The organism is Neorhodopirellula pilleata, from assembly GCF_007859915.1.
GTDB classification, from domain to species: Bacteria; Planctomycetota; Planctomycetia; order Pirellulales; family Pirellulaceae; genus Rhodopirellula; species Rhodopirellula pilleata.
Genome location: NZ_SJPM01000004.1, coordinates 76,987 through 103,883 on the forward strand (window position 1 = coordinate 76,987; position 26,897 = coordinate 103,883).

Here is a 26,897-nt window from a genome sequence, read left to right on the forward strand (position 1 = left end):
CCTGTGCGCAACTTCATTCACACTCGTCCGTCCCGTGCAAGTAACTCAAGGTAGTCGTCGAGGTCATCATCGTCAGCTTCTTGTTCGTTTGGAACCGTCAAGTCGACCCAATCGTGCGTCGAATCTTGCCATAACTCTTGATCGTTCGATTGGGGTCGTTGAGGGACCTCGATCGTTGGAAGAAATTCATCTTCCACGACGCTTGGCTCACTCTTCGCTGTGACCTGCTCGCCTTCAGGTGCATTTGACGCGTCTAGAGGCAGCGGGCTCGGTGAAACAGTAGAAAAACGAGACAGGTCGTTTGCATTCATATAGTTGATCACCAGAAGTGCATCCAATCCCGTCAGTTTTCCATCCCCGTTGGTATCGTAGTATGGAAGATTGGACTGAAACGGTCGAGATTCCGATAGCTTGTTTTGCGATTCGAGCGGAAAGGCTTCTGAGTGATGGCCATTCAATAAATTGATGATCTTGAGCACATCGATCGAAGAAACATATCCATTGCCGTCGATGTCGAATGCGAGGACTGGGTTTTGCCATGGGGATGGATTTGCATCGATTGGCAAACTGAACGATTGGGTAAACGCATTGGTTGGATCCGCTCCGTCCGTCACCAAGATTTCAAAAGTGACGTCTGTGGTGTCGTTCCGATTCAGTGAAACGTCGTGCTTGAGGGCAAGAATATCGCCGTTGACTTCAAAACGAGGATCATTGACGCTGTAAACGTACGAACCGTGCGTGTCTTCGTCGATTGCAACGAGTTGACCAATCACAAGGCCAGTCAGCCTTTCTTTGATGTTTACTCCGTGCAAGTCGATTCTGTAAGGCATGTCATTGGCATCCAATACCGAGACTGTGATGGACTGCTCGAATGACGGACCGCCGCTATCGGTAACGGTTAGTTGCATTTCGTAGGATGAAAGCTCCTCGAAATTGAAGCTCACGTCATCTCGCAGCTTTAATTTGCCAGCGATGACTTCGAATTTTGGATTGGAGACCTCAAAGCTGAAGGAATTCACTGCACCAGGACCAAACACTGCGATGTCGCCAACGACCGCGCCGAAGACATTTTCCGTGACCGATGAATTAGCGAGTGTCGCACCAAAACTCTGCAAGCCTTGGACTTCGGCTGAAAGGTTCAGCGTGGGGTCCACCTTGAGCGTGTTGAAACCCGCGTGCAGCGTGGCTTTGATGCGATCGACATCGGCCCGAGGGAATCTCCGGAGGCTTGAAGTGGAAGACTTCGGATCTTTCAACTCCACAATCAAATCGGTGCCGTTGGGATCGGGATAGATAGTGAGAGAATCGGTGATTTCCGTGCCGTTGATGTTGAGCACGCGGTCGATGATGCGCACGTCGACGACGTAGGCAACGGTTTCTTTCGTTTCTTTGACGCCGCCATCATCGGTCATCGTGAGGTTGACCACATATTTGCCACCTTTCTGATAGACGTGGCTGGCCGTGACCGTTCCCAACCCGGTCACTGTATCGAAGGTCGTGGTGCCCAAAGACGTTTGGCCGTCGCCCCAATCCAGGTCGGCGCTGAATCCATCAACCATTCGAGGATCGTTGAACTTGGCGGTACTGGGAAGTGGCGTCATGCTGAGAACACTCACTCGATCGACCCGGAAGGAAGTGATGGCGAGATCGATGTTCTTTGACAACACTTGAAGGTTCTCGATCGCGGCAATGCCATCGGCATCCATCGCGATGACAGTAATGCTGAATTCGCGGTCCTCGGCATACACGTGGCTCAGGGTTGGCGTTGGTTCGTGCGATCGAGTTGCCTTTCCGTCCCCCCAATCCACCAGCCATTCGATGATTGGGTGATCACCTGGGTTGCTGGCGGAAAGACGAAGCTGGTAAGGCTCGCCCTGGTTCACGGTCGTTTCGCCTTCCAGCGTGATGATTGGCTGCTCATCGGTGAGTTCAACTTCGGTACTCAGCAGAACTTTGCCGCCGTCCTTGTCGGTGATTTGCCCGAAGACGATATGAGACCCGGCGAGCCGTTGGAAATTCGCGGGCGCTATGGCAGTGGGCGAAGTGCTATCAGTTACTTCAAACTGCCCATCGCTATTAAAATCAAAGCTGTACAGGAATCCTTCCGAGTCTGCTTCGGCAGCATCCCCCACGTTGATGAATGAAATCTCAACCGACTCGCCCTGCTTGACTGGGCCGGCATTGGTAAGCTCGCCGCTCGGGGGAGCGTTCTCCACCAAAACAGAGAGTGGTTCGGAGATCACGGTGGCAGTTTCCCCGCCCTCGACTCTTGCCAAACTGGATGTTGCATAACTGGCATGCACGCTCGCCGAATATTCGCCGTTATCAATGATGGGCTTTTCGGTCGCACGCGTCATGTCTTGGAGTTCGCTCCAAGATAACGTGAACGTACCGCAAGAACGGTTGGAATCCTCTTCGCAGGCATGCGCTGCATTGACCGCGTCAACGATTCCATCGTGGTTCACATCCCAGCCAAATGACAATACCGTCCCCGATCCGCTGGCAGTCAGAGTGAGTGGCTGGCCCTCGGCCAATTTTTCAGCATGAGCATCAATCTGGTTGGGCTCTGCAATCACCTCGACACGATGGGTGATCGTGTCGGATCCGTGATCGTGAACGGCGATGACGGTGATGTCGACGTCACCGACCACTTGAAAGCGGTGTTCGGCGATGTCTTCGCCCTGGCCAAATTCTTCCTCCGGTGATCCGTCACCCCAATCAATGCGCCAGGAGGTGACGGAATCGCCACCGGGATCCGTGAATGAGATCGGAACTTGGAACCGCTCGCCGACTCGGACCTGTTCGGGGGCGAGCACCTGGAACTCGGTGGGCGTGTCTTTGATGACGAGTGTTTCATAGACGAATGTCGACAGACCATCGGCGTTGGTCACTCGAGCGCCGATTTGGAAAGTCCCGTCATCGCCAAGACCAAAATCACGGAGCTGTCGCCAATCGAGCGTCAGCGGATTTCCTACCAAGTCGCCGAACTTGCCGTCGCCATTATGGTCCCAGTGAACTTCCAGGTTGCTCGGTTCTACCGAGACAGCAATCGTCAGCGAATCTCCCTCGTTGATTTCATAGGTCTCCTGCGTGAACTTGATCACGGGGGCAGAAATCTCTGTTGGTTCGGCGATGTCCGTCATGCTTACCATGCCACGACCTTCGACGAACCATGAACCCGGATTCTTCACGATCGTTTGACCTTGACCATCAAAATCAAGCGTGTTGTTGTTTGGCGATCCCGAGTTGTCTGTTACGAATCCGTCGCCAAAGACGTGAACGCTACTCAAGCTATCGATCTTGTTTCCGAGGACCCTAAAGTGATCGTCGCCTTCACCTCCGCTGAACCTAGCGGTCGCGTTGGGACCCAACAACTGAACATCAATTTCGTCGTTGCCATTGCCGCCTAAGATATCAAGCGTGACCGAGATGGCCGGTTGGAATATTTCGCCTTCACCCAGAGCCCCTGGACACGCGAGTCCATGTCCGAAATCGGACTCAGGATCGCTAACGAATCCATCGCACAAATCGAATCCTTCGCCGATATCGAATCCAGGATCGTCATCAACGCTATCCCTTGAAAACTTGAGTTCGATAAGGTTGCCAAACATATCCGAGGAACCTTTGGCACCGATGCTGATTCCCTTCCAGTTAGCGGGGTCGTCAATGGCCAAACCGAGGTCGTTTGCAGTGAAAGTTGTGATCGTGGTGTAGATACCGTCACCATCAACACGGCTGACTTCCCAAATGCCGGTGTCGGTCTGGAAATTGTAGGTCAGACGGTGGTCGAAGAACCGATGGTGGTTCGATTCGAGCGCGTCGTCTCCCACGAGGTTCCCCACGAAGTGCATCGAACCATCCGCGCCGGCCAGAAAAAAGCCGCCGACGCCATCGTGCCCGAAGGTCAATAGAGGGTTGGCGTCCTGATCCAACACGGCTGTGGCCCCTTCCCATTCCGACGACCTTCGCTGGCGCATATTGATTTCAAGTGCCACCTCTGTTGTGTCTTCGGGAAGCGAGAATAGATCGTCGTTGACGTTCGACGCGAAATCGAAACTGCCGAAATTTTCAGAGTGGACCACAGATCCCTCCGCCGTGACCAACAGGCCTGGATCGACCCCATTGCGCCACCCATTCTGACCGTTGAGTCGACCCGCGGTGTACTCGTCCGAGCTGAAGTCCACGACAAACTTGTTTACCGGGGGAACAACAACGTTGCTGTCGAGGTCACTTCCCACGCGGAGCTGTGCTTGGTCGTCGCCCTCGCCCAAGTCCACCGTGAAACTGCCATGGCTGAGATCCTGGATGACAACGAGATCGTTTCCGCTGCCGGTATTGATGTGGGTTGTCGCGACTTCAGGACCGGGAGCCTTGACGATTGACAGAATGTCGTTTCCATCGCCGGTATCAACGCTGAGCGACGAGATGTTGCTGAATCGAGCAACAATTTGCGATGACACCTGATCTTTCACGTCCAGATCATCGAACGTGAGTAATCCGCCGGGAATATCGTCCGTGCCCAACGTCGACACGAACAAGCGTTTGCCATCAGGACTGTTGACCAGCGAGGTTGGCGAAAGGACGTTATTAGTGCCGGCGGAGTCATTGCGAAGAACTTGCCGGAATTCCAACTGGCCATCTTTTTGTTCAAATACGGCGAGCGAGTTCGACACCGATCCCGAAACAATGACAAATCGATTGTCGGGAGTCACTGCGACGTGGTTGGGACCTTCCATGCCCCGGACACCTTCGCTTCCGTTGCGAATGGTTTGGACTAGCTTCGCCTCGGTCAACTCGCCTCCATCGGCGATACTCGCGGCGCTGTACACCAAGATGCGATCGTTATCCGCACTGGCAACGAAGACGTGTTGGTTGTCAGGGCTGACCGTGACAGCAGTGGCGCCCGCCAATTCACTCCCATCCAACGTCTGCAAGATGGCCAGCGAATCGAGCTGAACAACTCGCAATGAGTCCGTCGACAGCACGTAGGCAATGTTTTCGCTGGAACGAACTTCGATGTCGATCACGTTGGAGAAACCATCCACCACACGATCCGCTGTCACCAACCAGTCACCGCCACCTGCGAAGAAACCCGAGTCCGTCGCAACAAGCGATTGGATAGGAATCGTAGGCTGGGAAGTTTTTTCGATGGTCGGTGAATCATCGAATTCGTATCTGTAGACATCCTCGGTCAGCGTGGGAATTTGCAGAACATTCGCCCCGATCGATATCTCGGATACCCCTGAGATATCGACTTCGATCTTGACTGCGTCACCAATGTTATCGACCGACGCTTCCAAGCTTGGGAAAGTAATGACCAGCGTGTCGCCTTCGATCGCATCGAACCGGAACGCGCCATCGGAATCGCCGTTTACCGTTTGCGAGGTGCCCTTGACCGTGACGATGAACGCCTCGTCGCTAACCTGATCCTCGACCCGGACCTTGATCGTGCCGGTGAGGCTGCGGGATGGCGTCGCCAGGGTGCTTTCACTGAACGCTAACCGTCCGCTGTCGGCGTCGCGTTGATACGTGACGACCTGACTATTTTCTTGGCCCACGTAGACCTTGCTACCGTCCGGGGAAACCGCCACAGACGTGGGCTTGGTGATCTCGAAGCCGGCGGGGTTCAATTGGATTTCCTCGCCCGTCGCAGCATCGATCACCACGAGTGCTTGGTTGCTGTGGGATATCCCATAGAGATGTTTGCCGTCGGCACTAGAGGCAATTTCATTCAGCCCATCCAACTTTGTGTTGAGGTCCAGATTGGGGCGCGCGACTTTGATGAATTGAGTTTGGTCTTCCCCGTCGAAGAAGACGTGTGAAAACGAATCAAAACCGGACAATTTAGCGTTGACCGTTAGCCCTTCCGCGTCCTGATTCGTCCGGTCCTCCGGCACCAAGGTGACCCAGACCGAGTGTGGTGGCAGCGATTTCAGTTCGCGGTCACCGTCGATTCCGCCCGCTCGCAAGGGTTGAGCAAAATCTTGTCCCACGATGCCCATTTGCGGATTGGCAAGGGAAATGTTCGTGAGATTCGCGATGACGATGAAGTCGTACCCGGTGTATTTCACATTTGTGAGCGGATTTTTATCGAAGCGAGCGACCGCTGCGACGGCATCGCTATCGGCATCCTTGAACAACTCGGAGCTGTTGTAAAAGTCCGAACTGTCTATCTCGGTCAGCAAACCGTAGATATCGGCTCCACCACGCAGCCCTGCGATCCGCGGGGTGGATGTACCAGCCTCCGTGGTCGACGCGTCGTTGGTATGAGCGTTTGCTCGCCGCGGCCCCGTCAGGTACTCCAGGCTTGCGTCGCCGTGATTGGAGGGGGCGTTTCCGACACCGATCAGGGATCCATCGCGGAACGAAAGACCCTGATTGCTTCCAAGGATCAGTCGTCCGTGGCCACCACCGGCTGCAGAACCTGCGCCGCTGCCTCCCGAAACGTCAATGGCTGCGTTCGATGTGTTTAAGTAGGTCCCGACTAGGCGAATCGATCCACCCGCGCCACCCGCTCCGTCGCCCCCTGGCTTACCGACGGCACCGTTGCCGCCGGCGGCACCCTTACCGCCATCGCCACCGTCGCCGCCGTGGCCACCAACCTTTCCGTCATCTTTCGATTTCTCTGGGCTCGAAGAACCGTTCCCGCCGTTCGAGCCTCCGGTTCCTGCACTGCCATTTCTGTTACCGCTGTTTCCAGCACCGCTACCGGAATCCCCATCACCCCCGGAGGCATCCAACGAGGAACGAGCTCCGATCGTGAGTTGTCCATAAGCGAAAATCTCGAACGCGCCGCCTCCGGCGCCACCGGCCCCGCCCCATCCACCGGAGCTGCCACTGCCGCCGGCGCCGCCGCGACCTCCACTGCCGCCACTGCCTCCGTTCCCTCCATTCGGATATTCAGTTGCACGAGCTGGCGTACAAATAAATTTCGGACCAAAAAAACTACCGAGTGGGTTGGGTACACAGGCTTGCAAATCCGAGTCGAATCCTTCGCTGCCTGATCCACCGCCACCGCCACCGGCACCGCCACCGCCACCACCGCCAGCACCTCCACCTCCTCCTCCTCCGCCGCCGCCGCCGCCAGCGCCGCCGCTGATCGAGCCATAGATTCCGTCATTCTGCCCAGAGAGCCCCGAACTCCCGGAACCGCCACTTGTGCCGTTCTTGCCGGAACTGGAATTATCGCGCCCATCCCGGCCTGGGGATCCGTCGTCGCCGTTACTGTCCGTGAGGCGATCGCCAAGTATCGTGAAGAGACTGTCTCCACCACTTCCGCCACTGCCAGCCCCCGTACCTCGATTGCCACCCGCACCACCACTTCCTCCGGCGCCTCCGACACCCCCGGATCCGCCGGAGCTCGTTTGGCTGTTAATCCCTGGCGTACCAGCGCTGCCGGTGCTTCCACTACCTCCCTGATTCCCGCTACCGCCTTGTCCCCCATTGCCACCCGATGCCCCATTCTTGCCACCATCTTGTCCGCTAGTTTCTACGAAAACACCACGTGCACCCCCAGAACCTCCCGCTCCTCCATAGCCGGCGGATCCACCATTGCCAGCATTGCCGCCTGAGCCTCCTTGGCCGCCGCCAGAGGTTCCTGCCGGGATGACAAACTGGACGTCAGCACCGATGTTGACATCGCCGAGAGCCGTAAAGGAAAAGGCTCGGTGGGAAGTTCCGATGGTACGAATGGTCGTGTTCGCTGGAATATCCAAATTTCCTTGGAATTGAAATTCCGTGATGTTGTTTTCATGCATCGTGACCAGAAGCGAAACGCCGAAGAAGTCGTCGCCACTACTGATCTCCAAATCATCTCCGCCAGTGCCGAAATTATTGAGCCCGTTCTGGGACTTGTCCACGAAGAGTTTGCCAGTGTCGGTCTGAACGAAAAGATCAAAGGTCGAGTCTGAATAGATTGTTGTTTTCAGTTCCGAGAACGTTTCCTCCTGTCCAACTAAAATCTCGAGATCTCGGGCGACGATGTTGTCGACAGCAAATTGCGATGCGTCCCAATGCAACTCCTTCAATGCCTTGAATCCCGGAGTCGATGCCAAAAATTCAACGCGCTGAATTCCGTCGCCGGAAATCGTCTCCTGATGCTCGAACGATGTGTTGTTCATCGTTGTACCGGTGAACGTGATTGTGTTGTTCGTTCCCAATGCGAGGACGTCCATGGCGTAGACGGTGAAGAAAGGGCCACCGGTGGTGGTCATTGAAATGGTGGTGGCGGACCCTTCATTTCCCAATAGCTTCTCGCCACCCTCGACATGCAGACCGGGGGCGACAAAACCCGTTAAATCACCCAATGAGGAGGTGACAGTGAAGAACCCTTTGAAGCTGAACCCGTCTTCCGAGTAGGTCTCGGAACCTGATTCCAGCAAATCATCAAACGTAATGACGTCTTCCAAAGCGCTGAATGTGTTGAATCTGTTTTCGGAATCCAACACCTCAATGCCGGCCCTCAGATCCACGCTGTTTCCCTTGATCGTCCCCTCGCTGGCAAGCTCGCTCTGCACATGGAGCGTGTTGTGTTGACCCTCGCCAGCCAGAATCTCGACAAAGTCAGCGCCAAACGAAGAGATCACTTCGAAGGGAGTCGCTTCGGTATTGGGGTCCTGTGACGGATTCACCGCCTTGACAAAGTCCTGTTCAACGCTCCAGTCGACAGGCTGGTCATTCGTCTGGTTATTGATGATCAGTCCCTCGAAATCCAAACGCAACTTCGAGAACTGGCCTTCCGTGGGGGCACTGGCGATCACGACTTCGACCGCATCATGGTGACCACTTCCAAACACGACGGTCTCCGCCGCTTTGCTGATGCTATGGATCCGCACGTGCTCGTTTCCGTCTTCGCCGTGGATCTCGAGCTTGGTATTGGCCAATCGGTCGTTTCCGTCGGGATCAGTATCCACCGTGATCCTGTCATTGCCCGCACCAAGACGCACCTGAACATCATCAAGGAATACGAAGTTGATCTCACCGGAGGTGAATCCAGTCAGTAAGCCAGAGCCGAGCCCCGCAGCGCTTTTGACTTCGGCATTCACCGATTGCAACGCCGCGGAGCGATCAAGGATCAACTCGTCGAAACCCCCATCAGCGGCTGGATCGCCAACGATCGTCAACCTTGAATGGCTGTCTAGCACGGTGATCTGATCCGTCCCTTCATCCGATGCCGTTCCGGGGCCCAACCCAATCCCTGTGGGATGCGAGATGTTATGCACCGTGATCGTGTCGTTGCCACCTTGGGCAAGAACGGTCATTGGGACGACGGTATCAATGATCTCGATTTCGTCAGCGCCATTGCCCAGCGTGAGGCTCAAATCGGCGATCCCTTCAAAGGCGATTTCACCGACGTGTTCAACCGCATTGGTGGTCTCGTCGAATACCCGGATCACGCCGCGAGTGTCGGTGCGGCGATCGATCGTCAGCTTGCTTTTCGCATCTCCCGCGTCGATACGCAGATTGTCCGTGGCGCCTTCGCCACCCAAGATCAGGAGTGTGTCTCGGATATTGGTCAGATTGCTAACCAACACGATGTCGTTGCTGTCCCCCAGGTCGATGGTCGTCTTGGAATCAACGCCGGTGACCTCAAACCCATCATCTCCAGCACCCAACGAAAGATTCAGTTCGCTGGTGTCTTGATAGAAGATTGCTGTTTCCATCCCCAAGCCAGAAATTTCGCCCCGTTCGAGTTTCCCATCTTGATTGACGGCGTTTCCGCTGTCATCCACGTTCACGATGCTACGACCGGTGCTGGCTTTATTTCCGAACACCTTGATCGGCCCCGCGATGCCGCTGAGTTGCCGCTGGTCGTTGTGGATGTTGACCGTGGTGGTGCCTGTGGACGGCATGTAGAGATTTGTTGCGGTACCGAAGGGAGACGTCGCCTTGACATCGACCGTGGTTCCACCGGCAACGTAAAGATCGACTTCGTTCGCATTGGTGAACTTAATCGCAGCCCCCATTCCCAGGCCCTCGATTTGGCCGCTGGTCAGCGTCGCGAGGTTGGGCTGCAGGTCACCTGAGTCGTCGAGCCAGAGAGTGTCTTCACCGCCACCGCCCATATCCACGGTAATGGTCGAGCGAATCGTGTTGAGCGCACCGGAGGGAATCGCTGCGCCCGCAGCTTCGCTACCGACAACAGATCGATTCTCGCCTGATAAGGAGTCGAATCTTGTTGGAACCGTCGCGGAACTGCCGATCAAGATCGCGTCGTCGCCTTCTCTGGTCCTGACGACCGTCGGTGTATTGGCTGGAATCGAAGTCATCACCACCGTGTCGGGCAGATGGCTGGTGGTGATGTCAATGGACTGTGCTTTGATTTTGCCCTGCAGGTCGATGATCACGCCGTCGGTCTGACCGGTACGCTGTTCTTCGGTTTTGATCGTGAGGGCACCGAACGCATGAAGCAGGCTGCCCTTTGGCAGGAGGACATTGTTCGCGACCGACAGCGTCACGGCGCCACCGGCGGCCCTGACAAAGGCATTCTCGGCCAGCGAAAAGTCCTGTCCGACGGGACCGACGTTCGTGTCGGCTACCGCAAGCGTGACGTCTTGGTGTAGGGAGGACACTCGATCCGTGATATTCAGTGCGCCTTGAACAGAGGTAATCGTGACGCCGTCGGTGGCCCGTACGTTGACGAGGTTACCCGAGAGTGAGACGGTGAGCGGATCGTCTTTCGCACCGACACTACCTTTGACCGCGTGGAGGGATAGATCCTTACCGGCGATGTCAGCCGTCTGTGTCGCACCTTGGGTTACCGTCGCGTCCGTTTTCAGGATCGAGCCGAGGGCGTGAAGATCCACCACGTTGTTCTCATTGGAAACCTGGGCGATGACAAGGTCACCGCTATTCTGATCAATCCAGATCCCCTCCGTGGCAACGGAGGTCAAAGTCGTGCTGTCTCCGCCGACGTGAATAGGAATGTCGCCCGTGCCGATTGCTCCGCCTGCATGGAGCGTCAGAGTAGGAGTCGTGATCAGGATCGAGGGACGACCGTGGGAGTCTTTGCCTTCGGTCGCCGAGATGGAGTCTCCGGTACTGGTGATGTTTGAGGTAGACGTGCTAACAGGGTTGTTGATGTTGCCCGCTAAAATCACATTCCCGCCGTCGGTGTGAGTACTCGAGATTTCGAGGTGGGTGCCATTCGCCGTTGTCGTGAACCGATCACTCGAGAACTTCTGCTGCAGTGTTTCTGGAACGTACGTGACCGGTGAGACGATTCGCGTCGATGGATTGAGAACGTTGATCTGGTTGACGCGCAAGTCCTTGCGTGAGTGGTTAGTCAACGTGACCGCTTCAAAGCCTCGATCGAATTCGAATGCCGCGTGGTCACCTGTCAAGGTCGCCGAGGCGGAAATGTCGTCATCGGTTGAGTCGTCGTGGACGGATGTGGGGATGCGGAACGTGATCGCGCCTGAAAGCGGTCCACCATTGACGATATCTTGAACCACGATTTCAGAATCGTTTTGCTCAAACTCGACGTTGACTTGCTTGACCACTTCGCCGTTTTCCCCGATGACAAGCAACGGGCTGGTTGGCCCAGGAATCACGACATGGCTATTGAAGTCGATCGTTCGATTCGCCGTAAGCAGTTCTGTTTTTGTCTGTCCGTCACTGAACTCAACCAAGGCACGCTTCGCAACCGGATTGGCGGTAAACGTTGGATCCGATGGTGACAGTGCCTCGACCGTCAGAGCTCTCGAGGAGATTTTGGATCCCTGCATCGTGTTTACCGTCGTTGTTGCGGTAAAGTTGTTAGAGGCCGTGGCCGAGGTCGCGCCTAAGAGGGCATGCGAGACGGCCTTGGCATTTGCTTCGGATTTCACAGAGCCGTGGGATGCCTTCAGGGTAACGCGATCATGACCATCTAGAACGGCGCTCTGCCCGATATTGATTTCGGCGTTCGAGCTCGTCGTCACCCTTGTTGTCGCGTGGGCACTATCCACCACCGCTATCGCATCCGATTCCGTCTCTGCCATCACGGTAAGCTCGGTAGCCAAGGCGTTGATGGAGATTTGAGGGCTTGTCAATTTCCCGGCAACGTCTGTGCGTGTCGCGTTCACGACAGTCATTGTCACGGTTGTCGAAGGCAGAACGCCTGCTCCAACGCTGTGAACGATCGCTTTCGGGGTGACCGTCGTTTTTGTTGACGATTCGACGGACACGCTGTTGTCAGCGTTGATGATTGCTCCGCTGCCTACTTCAGCCGTCGTTCTGTCGACGACGTCGAAGGTCACACCTGCACTGGATAAAGCGAGGGCACCGCCGGCACGACTTTCCGCAGATGGTTCTCCGGAGTTATTTGACGTTGCCGAGACGATGACTGTCTCCGTCGCGGTGATCGTCGTGCTGTCCCCGACGGACGCTTTGTTGGAATTGGTAATGTCCACTTCGGGCGAAAGTGCGCCGAAGGCGAGGCCCCCGACCGTGTCTCCATCCGCGATCGCGTTCCCCGTGGCCCTCGAATGGGCATGCACGGTGACATTCTTCCCAACCAGACTGCCACCGCTACTCGTGTAGGCGCTGACTTCCGGATTGACCGTTGCCTTGGGATTGATGACGGTCACCGACACGGCACCGGCGGCGAAGCCATGGCCTGTAGCTCGGGCGTCGGCCGTGCTGTCCGCATTCAACAAAATCGTGCCGTTCGGTGCGGAAATATGAGCGTCCTCGCCCACGTACGCATGCGTTTTGGTGTCAGAGGTGCTGTGCGAGCGTGCCCCACCGGCGCCAACAAGTCCTTCCGCCTTCATTCTCGTATCGGACGTGGATGTCGAATGTGTGGTGGCATGGATCGTGACACCGTCGGTTGAAGCATTCAGCTTCGTCGACGGCCCGGCGTAGGCTTCCACGGTGCTCATGTCCTCCGTCGTCATGCTGATGATGGTTCCAGCTAAAAGCCCAAAGCTCTTCATGTCCGCTGGTGCTTCGACCAGATTGGTGGCATCCGCATTCAAGGAAATGGCCCCCGCGTTGACCACGGCGTTGAATCCGGCGTAAGACTTTGTAGTCGAATTGATGGTGGAATCGACCTTTGCTGCGGCGATGCCGATCGCGCCGGCGGATAATACGTTGGTGTCTTCCCGGGCTTCGGAGTTTGATTTGGCATCGAAAGTCAAAGCCGTTTGGCCGGCTTCGATCGTGCTATTGACGGCAATGAACGCTGCCGTATGTCGGCTGATTTCGCCAACCGCATCGGCGATGGCGCCGGCAGCGAGGCCGGCACTCGCAACGTTGGTCGTAGGCGTCACCGTGCTCTTATCTTCCGCCTTCACCTTGAATTGTTTGGCGTCGATCTTGGTATTGCCACCGACATAGGCCTTCGTTTCGCCGCCGATGTTAGCTTCGGACTGAACGGCTGCGACCGCCGCAAAGCCCGCCGCACCACCGGCGTTCACCGGCTTCGCCAGTGAAGTTGACGTCGCGTTGATCATCACATCGCCGTTGCTTGCCGTTAACGTGGCGTCTTCGTTGTAAGCTTCGGTCGTGCCTTCGATCGTGGTATTCGAGATGGCACCGGCAGCGGACGCGCCGATGCTGATGGAAACGGCGGCGACCCGCGAGTGGGTTTCGATCGTCGGATGTGACGTGGCGGTGGTGGAGATATTTCCGCCAGCAGCGGTCACACTCGCGCTCTCAATGAATGCGGAAACGTTGCTTCGGTTCGTGTCATCTGCGGTGGTCAGCCCCACGGCCAAGCCAACTGGCGCGATTGCCAACGAGAGCGAGACAATGTCTGAGCTGATCTTCGACGTATCATTCGCTAGGATCTCAACCGATTTTTTCGACCGGACTTCCCCGGAATCCTGCACGAACGCCTTCACAACACTGGCAATCACGTTCGTGGCGCTCGTGATGCCGCCACTGGTCGCCAGTCCCGCGGGCGAAATCGCGGCGGCTGCCGCCGCTGCAAAGGTCGTCGCGTTGACGCCGGCCTGCTCCTGGGCAATCACCGAGATCTCGCCCGAGATGGAAGTTACCTTGTGCGCGTCTTGGATGTACGCTTCGATATTGTTGGTGATTTCATTCTTCGCGATCGCCACGCCCGCCGCATTGGCGTCTGCGGACGCTCCGAACGACGCCGACACCGCAGCCGCTCCGGAAATAGCATCAATGGTGGACACATCGTGGGCGTTCAGAAGCACCTGTTTGGCGGATATTTCGCTGGTCGATCCGTCACCGTCAATGAAGGCTTTGACGTCGGCGGAGATCCAGTTCTGAGTGGTCACTCCCGAACCGCTCAACGCGACGCCAACGGCGCCGCCAGAGATCGCTACCGCCCCGGCGATCACTACCGCGTCGATTTCTTGTTCGGCGCGAGCATCGATTGTCAGGTCACCGCCGACCTTGACCGTCGAGTCGCTGATATACGCTTGAACGAGCGCCGGTTTTTCGGTCGGATCTGATAGGTAGCCGTTGCTTTCATAGCCGATCAGGTTTTGAGCCAATGAGGCCCCCAACGCCGCACCAACACCGACCGCGCCACCCGCGGCGGCAAGCGAGGCACTGAGAATCACCGCGTCGATTTTGGACTTGTTTTTGGCGTCCAGATCCACGATGCCACCGCTGTTTATGTGACTGCCATCCACGTAGGAGTTCGTATGAGTCAGGATCGTGTTTGTCGCCTCGGCACCAGCACCGCTGACCCCAACGCCCGCGGTACCAAAACCGGCGGCGATCGACGCAGCGGCGGAGCCAGCATTGATCGATGATGTCTCGGTCGCGGTAATGATGACTGGGCCTGTCGTGGTGATGCCCTGCATCGTTTCGCCCGACACCGTTTGGCTGATCGAGTCCGCATCCTCGATATAGGATTCGATGGAACTGGTGATGTAGTTCGTTGCCAGCGACCCAGCAAGCGATACAGACACGCCGGCCGCGACGCCGAATGAAGCAGCGATCGCAACCGCACCGGCCATCGAGTTGATCGTCGAGTCGTCTTGGGCAGATAGTGTGACCTGACGGGCTTGAATACCCGAGTCACCATCACCGGAGATCGCCGCATCCACGTCGACTCCGATTCGGTTCTCGGCATACACGCCCGAACCGGCAACCGCCACACCAGCCACGCCTCCGGCCCCGACAGCGGCCGATCCCGCTATCACCAGAGCGTTGATCGCTTGACTGGCATCGGCGGTCAGCGTCAGGTCGCCGGCAGCATCAATGCTGGAGTTGTTGATCCGGCTATGAATTTTGGCGGGCTGTTCGTTCTTGTCGGGATGCCAACCGACGAAGTTGCGTGCAACCGAAACACCGATCGCGGCACCAACGCCCGCCGTTCCTCCAACGCCAACGGAGACGGAGACGGACGCCACCAGGGCGGAGATTTCCGAGTGTCCTTTCGATTCGATCTGAACACCACCGGCGCTCTTCAAGACGCTGTCATCGACGGAAGCATTCGTCGAGGAAAGGATGACGTTTTGAGAAACCGCCCCTGCCCCGGCCACGGACACGCCTGCGGCGCCTCCAATGGCAACGCCCACCGAAGCGGCCGCTGCGATCACGGTGATATTGCTGAGGCTCACTCGGATCTTCGCAATACTGTCGGAGTCTTTCGCATCCCGGTGTACCGTGTAGGCAGTTCCGTCACCGGTCGTGACCACCCAGGACGTGCTTCGGCGTACTTCTTGCTTGTCCTTGTCGAATTCACCGGTGCCCTCATCACTTGCAACCGACACACTCAGTGGAATGACTTCTGCCCAGTCGCTGCCTGTGAAGATGACGTCCGGCAGGAACAGCTCTTTTTTCTCGCCGATGAATCGGAAGACCCGGCCCGGCAAGCCGAGCGGATGTTGGTTCGCGGCAGCCTTAACTGTATCGCCCCACTGCAGTTCCAGTTTCTGTTCGTCTTTGTCCTTCTTCTCGGACTTCGGTTTGATGTCGGTCGACTTGAACTTGAAGTTGTTCGCCACCGTGCTGACGTGCGGTAAGACCTTTCCAGCAACCTCGAACGCCTTGCGAAGACTGTCTATGAGCGCCGCATCTGCGGTGATGTCGAGGTGCGCCTCGTTCTCACCGCCGTCGTCCTTGTCCTTGTCGGCCTGGGCGAGGTCGTCCAAATGGTCAAAGGTGATTCCCTGCGCGTTCAGGTCAAGTTCGAATTCATCTCCTCCGGATGATGTCGCCGACACATGAATTGCATCGCTAGTGCCGAGGGTCGCGGTGATGCCTTGATCGGCATTGGTGATGGAGGCGTCGACCACGTTGCTGATTTCGTTGAATGCGAGCGATAAGCCCAAGGCGACCGAGACGCCCGCCGTTCCGCCCACAGAACCCGCCACCGACGCGGCGCCGGCGACTGCGGCGATGTCAGATTTATCATGGGCATTCAATGTCACACGGCTCGCTTGAATTCCGTGAGCCCCATCGCCATCGATAAAGGCTTTCACATGCGACCGGATTCTGTTTTCGTTGTAGACGCCAGCGCCGGCAAACCCAACACCGGTCGTGCCACCACCGGCCAAGGCCACAGAACCGGCAACCACCGCCGCCCGAATTGATTGTTCGGCCAACGCGGTTTGACGGAGATGGCCGGCGGCTGTGATCGCCGAATCCTGAACGTAAGCCTGCACGCTGGCCGCATCGGTGAGGTCATCGGGAAGGACCAGTTTCCAGGAGTTGACATCGCCGAACTCCTGGCCGTCAAAACGACTGCTGCCGACGAATGTCCAGTCTTTGGACGTGCTGTACTTTTGCTTGTCCGCAGCCAGATCGAGTGTTTTCGAGTCTCCGACATAACGATAGATCTTGCCCGCCGAATTGACCTGATCGCCTTTCGCCAGGGAGTGTGAACCGGAGTCTTCATGCTTGTACAGATCGACATCCTCGCCGATGTACTCGTAGGTTTCACCGTCGCGCGCGCCGCCTTTTACCCTTACTCGAGTTCCTTTCTTGAGTTGCTGCTTGACATGGTCTGTGGAAGAATACACCGTAGCGCCCGACGAGGCCGCTGGCAGCAAACCGCTGGGATTCCAACCAATGAAGTTCTTGGCGATGGAAATACCAACCGCGGCAGCGACGCCGGTCGTTCCTCCGCCACCCACTCCAACGCTGACCGCGGCAATGATCGCGTTGATCGCGGACTTGTTTTCAGCATGAATGTCAACGTCCGCCGCGCTCACCAAAGTGCTGTTGCTGACAAAGGCATCCGTGTCCGAGAGAATCACGTTCTTGGCGACGGCTCCGGCTCCGCTGACCGCGATCCCAGAAGTACCGCCAACCCCAATGGACACCGAAGCGGCGGCGGCGATGGCATTGATCGTCCCGTTGGACTTGGCTTCAAGGCTGATATCACCGGAACGGGTCATCACGTCGTTGATCGCATCGATCTTCGCCTCGACGTTGTTGTGGATGTCGTTGAACGCCAATGCGACACCAACCGCAACAGCCACGCCCGTCGTGCCACCGATTGCCGCCGCGAGGGAAGCGGCTCCCGTAATGGTCGAGATCTTAGACGTGTCCTGCGCCGAAATCGAAATGCTGTCTGCATGGATATGGTGGTCGCCGTTGCCAGTGATGTAAGCCTTGACGTCCGTGCCAATCCGGTTGACCGACAACGCGCCTGCAGCGCCTACACCCACGCCGTTAGTTCCGCCTCCGGCCGCAGCTACGGCCCCTGCCAGGACGATCGAGTCGATGTTCTGGTTGGCCAGGGCGTTGATCGTTAAATCGCCGTCGGCGTCGATGCTTGAATTGTCGATATAGGCCAACACCTCTGAGGTCGCCTGATCGTCCTTTTGGTCGAAGCCAATTCGGTTGACCGCCCCGGCAAGTCCAATCGACACGCCCACGCCGGTTTCGCCGCCGACGCCGATAGCCACGGAAATCGCGCCGACAATCGCTGAGATCGAAGCATCGCTGACCGCGTCGAGGTCGACCTTGCCTTTCACATCGAGTGTGCTATTGACGATATGCGTGTTGGTTTTGGTGTTGATGACGTTGTGAGCAAATGCACCAGCGCCACTCACAGAAACTCCGTCTGTGCCGCCGAAGGTGGCCGCAATCGAAGCCGCGCCGGTACGCGATTTGATCGCCGCGTCGGCAAGTTCCCAACGCCCGGTTTCGGAATAGTCTTGGCTTGCCAGATTGATCTTATGAATCTGCCAACGTGAGGTGTCACCGTAATTCTCGGTGCTCAAGTCGGTGATCGCAGCTCCCTGGGAAGGGCTTCCAACGAACTCATAAAACTTGACCGGTGCATCCACCCTCTTGATGATGTGGCCCTTGCGGATGTGCGGCAGTTTGTCGGTCGACAAGAAATCAGCGTAGCCGCGGTAGCGGTAGATCCGTCCTGGAACTCCACCGGATTCATGATTCGCATCGACTTCCACGGTGTCACCCAAGGCGAGTTCCACCGCCGGTGTTTGCCCGCTACTGAACCTAGCGTCTTCAATTTCACCGCCAGTCGACTTGGCATCCATCACCAAGTCCCCGCTCAGTTTGATGTCGGCTGAATCAGCAATGTAGGCTTCCACCTCATTGCCAATCTCGTTGAACGCCAGCGCACCTCCGATGGAAACCGATACGCCGGTTTCGCCGCCGACAGACAGCGCGACCGAAGCCGCGCCCGCATCGGCCTGAATGGTCGAAACGTTTCTCGCTTCGATCTGCAAGTGGTGGGCATCAATCGCGGTGTTGTCCGCGTAGGCTTTGACGAGCGTTTGATTGCGGTTTTCGGCCCAGACGCCTGCGCCACTGAGCGCCACGGCAAGTTCTTCATGCGCCGTGATACCCACTGATCCCGCGAGCACGAGCGAATCGATCGCCTGACTGGCGACGGCATCCAGCAAGACGTCGCCGGCCGCCTTGATCGTCGAATCGTTGGCGTAAGCCTGAACCGTGGCGGCGTCATTGAGCGTGCTGGCGCGAACCAATTTCCAATCATCGGGGTTGGCAAAGTCCTGGCTGCCTAGATCGCTGACTCCAATCAGCACCCACTTACTGTTTCCCGAGTAGTCTTGGGCGCCGAGGTCTCGCATCTCGGACCCGCCGTTCCAACGATACAAGGCTTCGGCGACCTTCACGCGAGTGTTCTTACTCACCATCACTCTACCGTCGGTGTTGGTATGCTCGTAAACGACTCGGTCGTCTCCAATGAATTCATACACGTCGCCGTCGCGGACACCGCCTTTGACCGCGATTTTCGTGCCCTTCGGAATGATGGCGAGTGTGTCGTCGGTGGTTTTGTCGCTCGCATCGACCACGCGCGGATCCCAACCGATGAAGTTGCGGGCCACCGAAACGCCAATCGAGGCGGCACCGAGGCTGGCGGAAACGATGATGGCGTCGATTTTTGACGTGCTGTTGGACGTGACATTAACATCTTGACTGCTATCGAGCATGGCGTCGTCAACGAAAGCGTCGGCCTTGGTCAGGATCACGTTCTTGGCGGCCGCGCCAGCGCCACTGAATGAGATCACGTTCGATTCGCCAAAAGCAATCGCCACGGAAGCAGCTACCCCGACGGCGTCGATGCTGGCCGTGTCAACGACCTTCACATTGATGTCGCCACCACTGGCCATCGTGGTAATCTTCGAACTGTCCACGTAGGCCTTCAGGGAATTGTCAATTTCGTTCAGCGCCAAAGAGATGCCAATCGAGACTGCGCCGCTCGATCCTCCCGTGCTGACGGCCACGCTGACCGACGCGCCAACCGAGACCACGTTGATCTCCGAAGCATCGCGAGCGATCACATCGACGCTTCCCGTTTTGGAAGTCACATCGGTACTGTCCTTAACATAAGCCTCGACGTGATTATCAATATCGTTGAACGCCAACGAGCCCGCGCCGGCGACTCCGATGGATGTGCCGGAGCCAACCGAGACGCCGACGCTGGCGGCCACCGAGATCGCGTTGATCGTGGGGTTTCGACGCGACAGCCGATGATCGTTTCCAGCGCCAGTCGTGCTCAGCGTGATCGACTGAGACGTATGGACATGCGGGATCGAGTCGGCCAGTTGAACGTGGTCGTCATCCACCTTGATAATGTAATAACGCGTTCCTTTTTTGAGGCCGCCAATCGCTTGATCGGAGCTATTCAGGGTGTCGTAAACGATCTGATCGCCATCGCTTAGGCCGTGCTTCGGCAAGGCAATTTTGTTGGACGATACGGATGCATTCAGGAAATCCAACGTGCCTCCGCCGGCACCCGCTGCTTCGCCGATCACGATGATGCTGCCGTCCGCCGTGACCTTTGCGGCATCCATGAAGGCTTTTGTTTTGCTGTCAACATCGTTGATGGCCACGGAAAGACCCAGCGCCCCCGCGCCACCAGTCATCCCGTCCGCCTTGACGCCGATCGCGACGCCGCCGCCGTCCGATCGAATGTAGGAACCATCGACGGCCTTCACCATCACGTCGCCACTGGCGACCAGGATTGCGTCATGGGAGACATGCGCGTTGGCGTTGGCCTCGATATCGTTGTAAGACACAGCTCCCGAAAGGGCGATTTCGGCCTTGCCACGGCCCGCGGCCAAAGCGAAGGAAGCGGTAATCGAGTGAATCTCTGCTTCATTTAGCGCTGAGACCGTGAGGTCGCTCAGACGGCGCAGTTCCGAGTTTTCAATCGCCGCGATCGTGTCGTTATCAATCTCGTTGATTCCCAGGCTGAATCCGACGCCCAGGTTGTTTCCGTCGCCCAGGGTCAAACCGACAGTGATCGAGCCCGCGAGAGCGAAAATGGAGGACGAATCCTTCGCCTGAACCGTCGTCGCATACTTCGTCGTTGGCGGGGCGGTCGCGCTATCATGCACGCCGACGATCAGCGCCTCGGTCGTGTTCTTGATATCATTCAGCGAGACCGAACCGGCGACGACCAGGCTGTTCGCCGTCCCCGTCCCCGACGGCTTATTCACAGCCACACCGAGGCCAGCGGTGATCGCGCGGAGGTTGCCTTGGCGATCCGCGATGACCGATAGACTAGTGCCTGGGTCCAGTTGCAATCCGGCCGCTGCAGTGCCCCCTTTGATGAAGGCGCGAGTCTTCCCCTCGAGTTTGTTTTTGCTGAACGAACCCGCAATCGCGGCCTCGTTGGAACTGCCCGCACCGGGACTGCCCGCACTTGGGATGACCACGCTGGCAGCGCTAGCCAAGGCAAACAGATCCGTTTCATTCATGGCCGATACGTCGACACTGCTGGCGGCGATCGTGCCGGCATCGTGAATGTAGGCGTAAACGTGGTCATCAGGAGTGTTAATCGAGACATTGGCTGAGATTCCAATGCCATACTTGGCCTTCTGCCCGGTCTTGGAGTCCTCGACGGGTGACTCGCCCCCCTGATTCTCGGTGGGTTCAGGCGGACTTTCGCCGCCCGCGACGGCAGCCGCGAGCGTGAACGCGTAGTGCGCCCCATCGTTCTTGGCATTGACCTTGATTGGACCGGACGTGTTGATTTTGGTCTTGTCGCTTATCGCGACGCCGTGGGTCGTATCGATCGACGGGTCAATGTTGCCGATGATGGCACTGGTGTTTCGATCGATGTCGTTGATCGCCACGGTGATTCCGAAACCGATGTTCTCCGCCTTGGCGACGGCCCCGGCAAAGTTAATCGTGGTTTCCAGGCTTCCCGCGTAGACAGTGATGGGGCTGCCCGGTGCGTCGTATTCAGTCTTGCCAATCGGCACTGCCGCTCCGTCGACGATGACGCCGCTGGAAAGTTGCGCGCGGGTGTCACTATCTTGCACATAGACCTGGACGGTTCCGCCAACACCGAATTGTTTGGCCTCGGCGCCCGCCTGCGCAAACCCAAAACTGAAGATCGCCTCTTCTGCTTTCATGTTCAGGCCACCCAGCCAACCGGTGTAAACCGATGCGCCGGATTCGATTTCGGCGTGCGTCGTGTTATCAAGGAAGTTCAGAAACAGGGAGGCACCGACGCCGCCTCGTTGGGTCTTGTTGCCGAGGATGCCCAGCGTGCTTGAATCCTTTCGGGCGTCCTTCCCAAAAGATCCCGCATCCGCTTTGGGTTTGAACTTGTCGAGCGAGAGGCTGGGCAGATTAAAGTCGAACACGCCGGTGACGTTGACCGTCTGCATGTAATTGGTTGCTTGGACCGAGACGGTTTCGTTGCCGGACTCGATTCCGTCGTCATCTTTACTACGGAACTCTTCATCGCGGTTGATTTTGACGTTCGGTCTGACAATCGCTTTGGAAGTATTGTCAAAGTCGAGGAAATTAACCGAACCCGCCAGCCCGGCCCCGCCCTCGTCCGCCTTTGCCGTGCTGCGGGTAAAGGTATTCATAAACGATCCCAGCCCCGAGTCGCCTGTCATGAACCCCTTCACCCTGTCAACGATGTCTGCTCCCGCCTTCAGATTGTCGACCAATTCGCCGACGCCATTGGGAATGACTTCGTCGGGCCGAGTGAGGATCGGATAAGAGACGTCCGAGATGACGCGTGTCGCCCGGTAGGCGTCCAGTTCTGCGCCTTCCTGCACGATCGCTTTGGCCTGATTGTCGAAGACGCCAACCGTTACGGCGGCACTCGCGGCCAGCTTGACGTTCTTTTTATCACCGTCCTCGAGATCGGTGTTCTCAATGGAACCGCCATCCTGCGGTTCATTGGTGGCTTCGGCACTGAGCTGCAGTGACTCGCTGATCTCGGCCTTTACCTCCAAGTCTTCTTTGGACTTGAGCTTCGCACGGGAAACCGTTGATTGACTTTCGATGTGATCGAAAGCTGCGTCGAATCCGTCGCCATCAACGATGTCTCCAACAACCGACAATACCTTGTGGTCCGTGATGATCACACTGAACGCACCGGCAAGGTTGAACTTGGAATCCGAACCCACTTGCTGCTTGACGTTTTCATACTCGCTGTGGCCGGTGAGTTTTCCCATCAAGCCGTCATAAATTCGAGAGCCTGCGGAGGTCGTCAGTGCGTCATGGACCTTCTCCCGCTTGGTGGTCGAAGCCTTGGGGTCGAATTCCCCGCTTGATAGACCGGCCGACGCGCTGGCCGCGTCACTGGTATCCAGGTTCGCGAGAATGCCGACGCCGGTGGTCAATCCCGAATCCAGCACGTGCTGCGCGGCCAGCTTGTGGCCCGTCGAGCTAGCATTTGTCGGATCCAGTTCGATGTGGACTCCGGCCCGGGCTTTGAGTTCGGTCTCGGCTAACCGGATGACTTGACGCAAGGCGAAACGGCTGTTGCCACTAAGATTGGTCTCATTGGTGTCAGCGATGATGTAGTAAATCTTGTCGTTCACCAGGCCGCCGATCGGCTGGCCTGTGGACGAGTATCGAACCGCCTGCCCGACTTCGAACGTCGAGTTATACAGTGAAAAGCCAAGGCTTAAGCCACCGGTCGCGGGCGGATTGTCTAGCGTGATCGAATCTTTTGTTGAATCGACCTTTGTTTTGTCAAACGTCTTTTCGTTCAGGCCCGCCCCGTCTGACAACGCAAGAGCATCGCCCAAGAGTGGGTTGATCGCACTGTTGAAGTCCAGTGGTTGCCCGGCAGCCAGCTTCTTACCCGCAGCGATCGCCTTGGCACGAGTGCTGGAGAGATAGATGTAGTCGGGATCGTTATCGACGACGACATAATAGGTTTGCCCGTCTACCAAACCGCCCTTTACTTGACCGATCCCCACACCGCTGATGCTGGTCCCTCGACGATTGCTGTAGCTGACCGCATCACCTGTCTTCAGCGCGTGGGGGACGGTTGTGCTGTCATTCATCGCCTGCGTGTTACCCAGCGCAATTGCCAGGTTGATTTTGTTGTCCTTAATGACGTCATCTTTGGTCGGATCAAATTCGACCTTGACCACGGCACCCGATTCTTGGTTGGCTTGAATTTCGCCATCAAACTCGGTCTTGATGTCCGCGTCCGAGAATCCAACCGCGAAGGACAAGCCCGCCAATCCGTTCGAGTAGAGCCCGGACTCGGCATTGACCGACGTGTCACTGTTACCGCTGGCAAGAATGTTGGCGGTTTTTCCGGAGGTCATGAGAACTCCATGCGGCACAATGACCTTGGAAACCGCATCCGTCTTGGCGACGGCGATGGATACAGAAAGCTTGGTTGGATCCGAGTCGCCCAAGCTCTTGCTGGTCGACGTGCTCGTCGACCCATGTGCCGTTCCATTGGATTGGACCAGCAATGACTGACCTGCAGTGACGACGGTGTTCAAGTCGGGATTGGTCGATCCGGCAAACTCGACGATCGCCGAGGCGGTGGCCTGGCTGTAGCCAACACTGAACAGCTTGCTGGAGACGCTCGCGTTGCTGTCGCTACTTGCCGTTGCCTTGATCGTAACGTGACCAGCGCCAACGATTTCTACGTTTTGCTTGATGTCGACCAGCGCGTCCGACTCTTTGATCAGTACTTTCACCGGCAGCCCCAAGTCTGCCAGCCCCTGCACCTGGTCCTGCAACGGCCCAATGACATAGTTGTTGACCAGCGTGTTGGTGCCCAGCAGTGAATGGAACGACTTGTCGAGCGTCTCTGCCGAGATGCTGATATCGTCCCCAGCGATCCTCACGCCTTCTGCGATGTTGATCTTGGCCGATTTGGTCTTTACCAACAGTGGCGACTGGTTCTCCCCGGTTGAAATAGCCGACTGCGAGGCGGTGATCGAGATGTCACCGCCCTTGAAGACCGTGAGCGCATCACTGACTTCAGCGTGCAACTGCGAGTTTGCGTTCAGCGTAATCTCCCTGCCCGAGAGCGAGATCGTGCCGGAGTCTCCCACCGATCTTCCAGCCGCGTTCACGTCACGGGTGTCAATCGAGACGCCCATGACGTGGATCGTTTCGGCGCTGAGCTCAACCGCTTTGCCGGGCAGTTTGATGTCGTGCGTGATGTTGATGGTGTCGCTGCCACCACGGTCCGTTCCCAACGCACCAAGGATGGTTTGCGAGCCGATCACTTGACCGACGAACGTTTCGTCAGGCGACTGGCCTTCGTCAATGAACTTCAAACCCGCACGGAATTGACTGCCAAGATCGCCGATGGTCAGCGTGTCGTCACCGCCCCGCAGGTCGATTTCGTAGACTTGCGAATTAGTAAAGCCAAAGGGCACGCCGGCCACGGTTTGATAGCTGCCACCAACCAAGGTCAGAAAGTTCGTGCCCGCGAAGGTCGCCAGTAGTTGGCTGGGATTATTGGGATCAACTTGAAGCGTCACGTCATCGCTAAGCGGAGTCCCGATCAGCTTGTTAGACGCGCCCAGGGAATGATGGTCCAGGTTCTTGTAGTCAATCGTGTCGTCCGCGTTTTCACGGTTCGACGCCGACCCGCTCTGGTCCGCGCTGCCGCTATTCAATCCGTTGAAAATGTCCAAGGTCCCGTTTTGAAAACCGAACGTGTCATTCCCGCCGGCGCCGCCGTCAATGCTGCCTGTCAAGCCTGACGCTGCCCCTTGAAAGATGAATAGGTCGTTGGAGGCGCCGGAACCGGTCAGGTTCTCGAAACCTTGAAAACCAATCACACCAATTTTTCCCTCGTCGGCACCCGTGATGGTCCAGTTCGTATCCGACGACGGCCCAGCGATGATGTCTGCCGTGCTGCCCCCGCCGATAAATTGCTCGATACCATGCACGACCGGAGCAACCACCGTCGTCTCAGCCAGGACACGATCATTGTCCAAATCCAGAGTCACGCCACTCGTCAAAGCTGCGAGATTCAACACGTCATCTTCGTGTTCAACGATGCTCCATGCGTTACCCGTATACGATTGAGCCGAAAGATCTACTGACCCACTTCCTGCGATCGGCGAAAGCGGAGTGGTTGCATCGTACTGGTAGATGCTCCCATCCTGTTGGAGGACGCGGTCGCCAGTATTCACCACCGGTGGTCGACTATCCGTCGTGAAATCAAACGAGCCTTGAGCGCCGCCGTCCAGCGAACCGGTCAGACTCCCACCGACCGCGAAAGTGAACGTGTCCTTATAACCACCGCCCGTAAGATTTTGAAAATCCTTGAACGAAACTGAATTCGCACCCGTGCCGATCGCACCCCGGTCAACATCATTCACCCGCCAGGTACTCACAGCATCCCTGCCGATCAGCGTGTTGCTTGGTGAAAGCACCCAATTCGTATCGTCGCCGTAGTTCTGCGCGGAGAGCTGCACCGTACTGCTACCGGTTGGAGGCAGCAGATCCGTTTCTCCAACGTACTTATAGATCTTTCCGTCGTGTTGAACGCGCTGGCCCAGTTCAACCTTGTCTGGTGTGGCTGTGGACGCGTAAGTGAAGTAGTGCTGATTCCCGCCGACAAAGGAATCCAGGTTCGAGAACGCCAAAACGGCGGTCGCAGTACCTTCGCTCAGGTTGACGGTCACACCTTGGTCGTAGGACGAGAAGTCGAGCTTGTCTTCACCGGTTCCCGTTCCACCGTCGATTGATCCGGTGATCTTGCCACCGTCCCCGATAATCTGTTGATCTTTGATCTTGAAAGTATCGTCATGGCTACCGCCGACGAGTAGCTCGACACCCGTAAAGGAAATACGAGAGTTCAGCATCCCGGAATTCTCACCAATGATCTCCCAGAGATTCGTTATCTCGGGGCCTTGCAACATGTCGTCGCCGACGCCGGTGAACTCAACGTCGATCGTCCCCGCAAAGCTGGCGGCAAACGTCTCAGCGAAACTGGCGTCAAGAATCAACTTCTCGGCCTGATCCGTGCCAGCAATTAAAACCTTGCCGCTGAAATCCGCGATCGGCTGTGACTCGAGGACGTTTGCTTCGTTTTGCGTCTCCCGCAGCATCACGTTGGTGCCGTCCGACGCGAGAGTTAAATCGAAACCCTGCGGGGATTCGGCAGCCGCATCGAACGTCAGGTCGGATGCCAACAGCGCTCGCGTCTCCAGCATCTCGAAACGCAATTGTGTTCGCTTCAACGCCTTCAGTTCGCTTCTGCGGCTTTCGAGCCTCTTGACGAGCTTCTTGAAACGTTT

General features: G+C 57.0%; 1 protein-coding gene. It reads right to left on the reverse strand.

What is annotated here, in order from left to right; genetic code table 11:
* Positions 1–17: 17 nt before the first annotated feature.
* Positions 18–26,840, reverse strand: coding sequence for a PKD domain-containing protein (locus Pla100_RS30670; protein WP_197167855.1), 26,823 nt, complete (start codon positions 26,838–26,840; stop codon positions 18–20).
* Positions 26,841–26,897 lie beyond the last annotated feature (57 nt).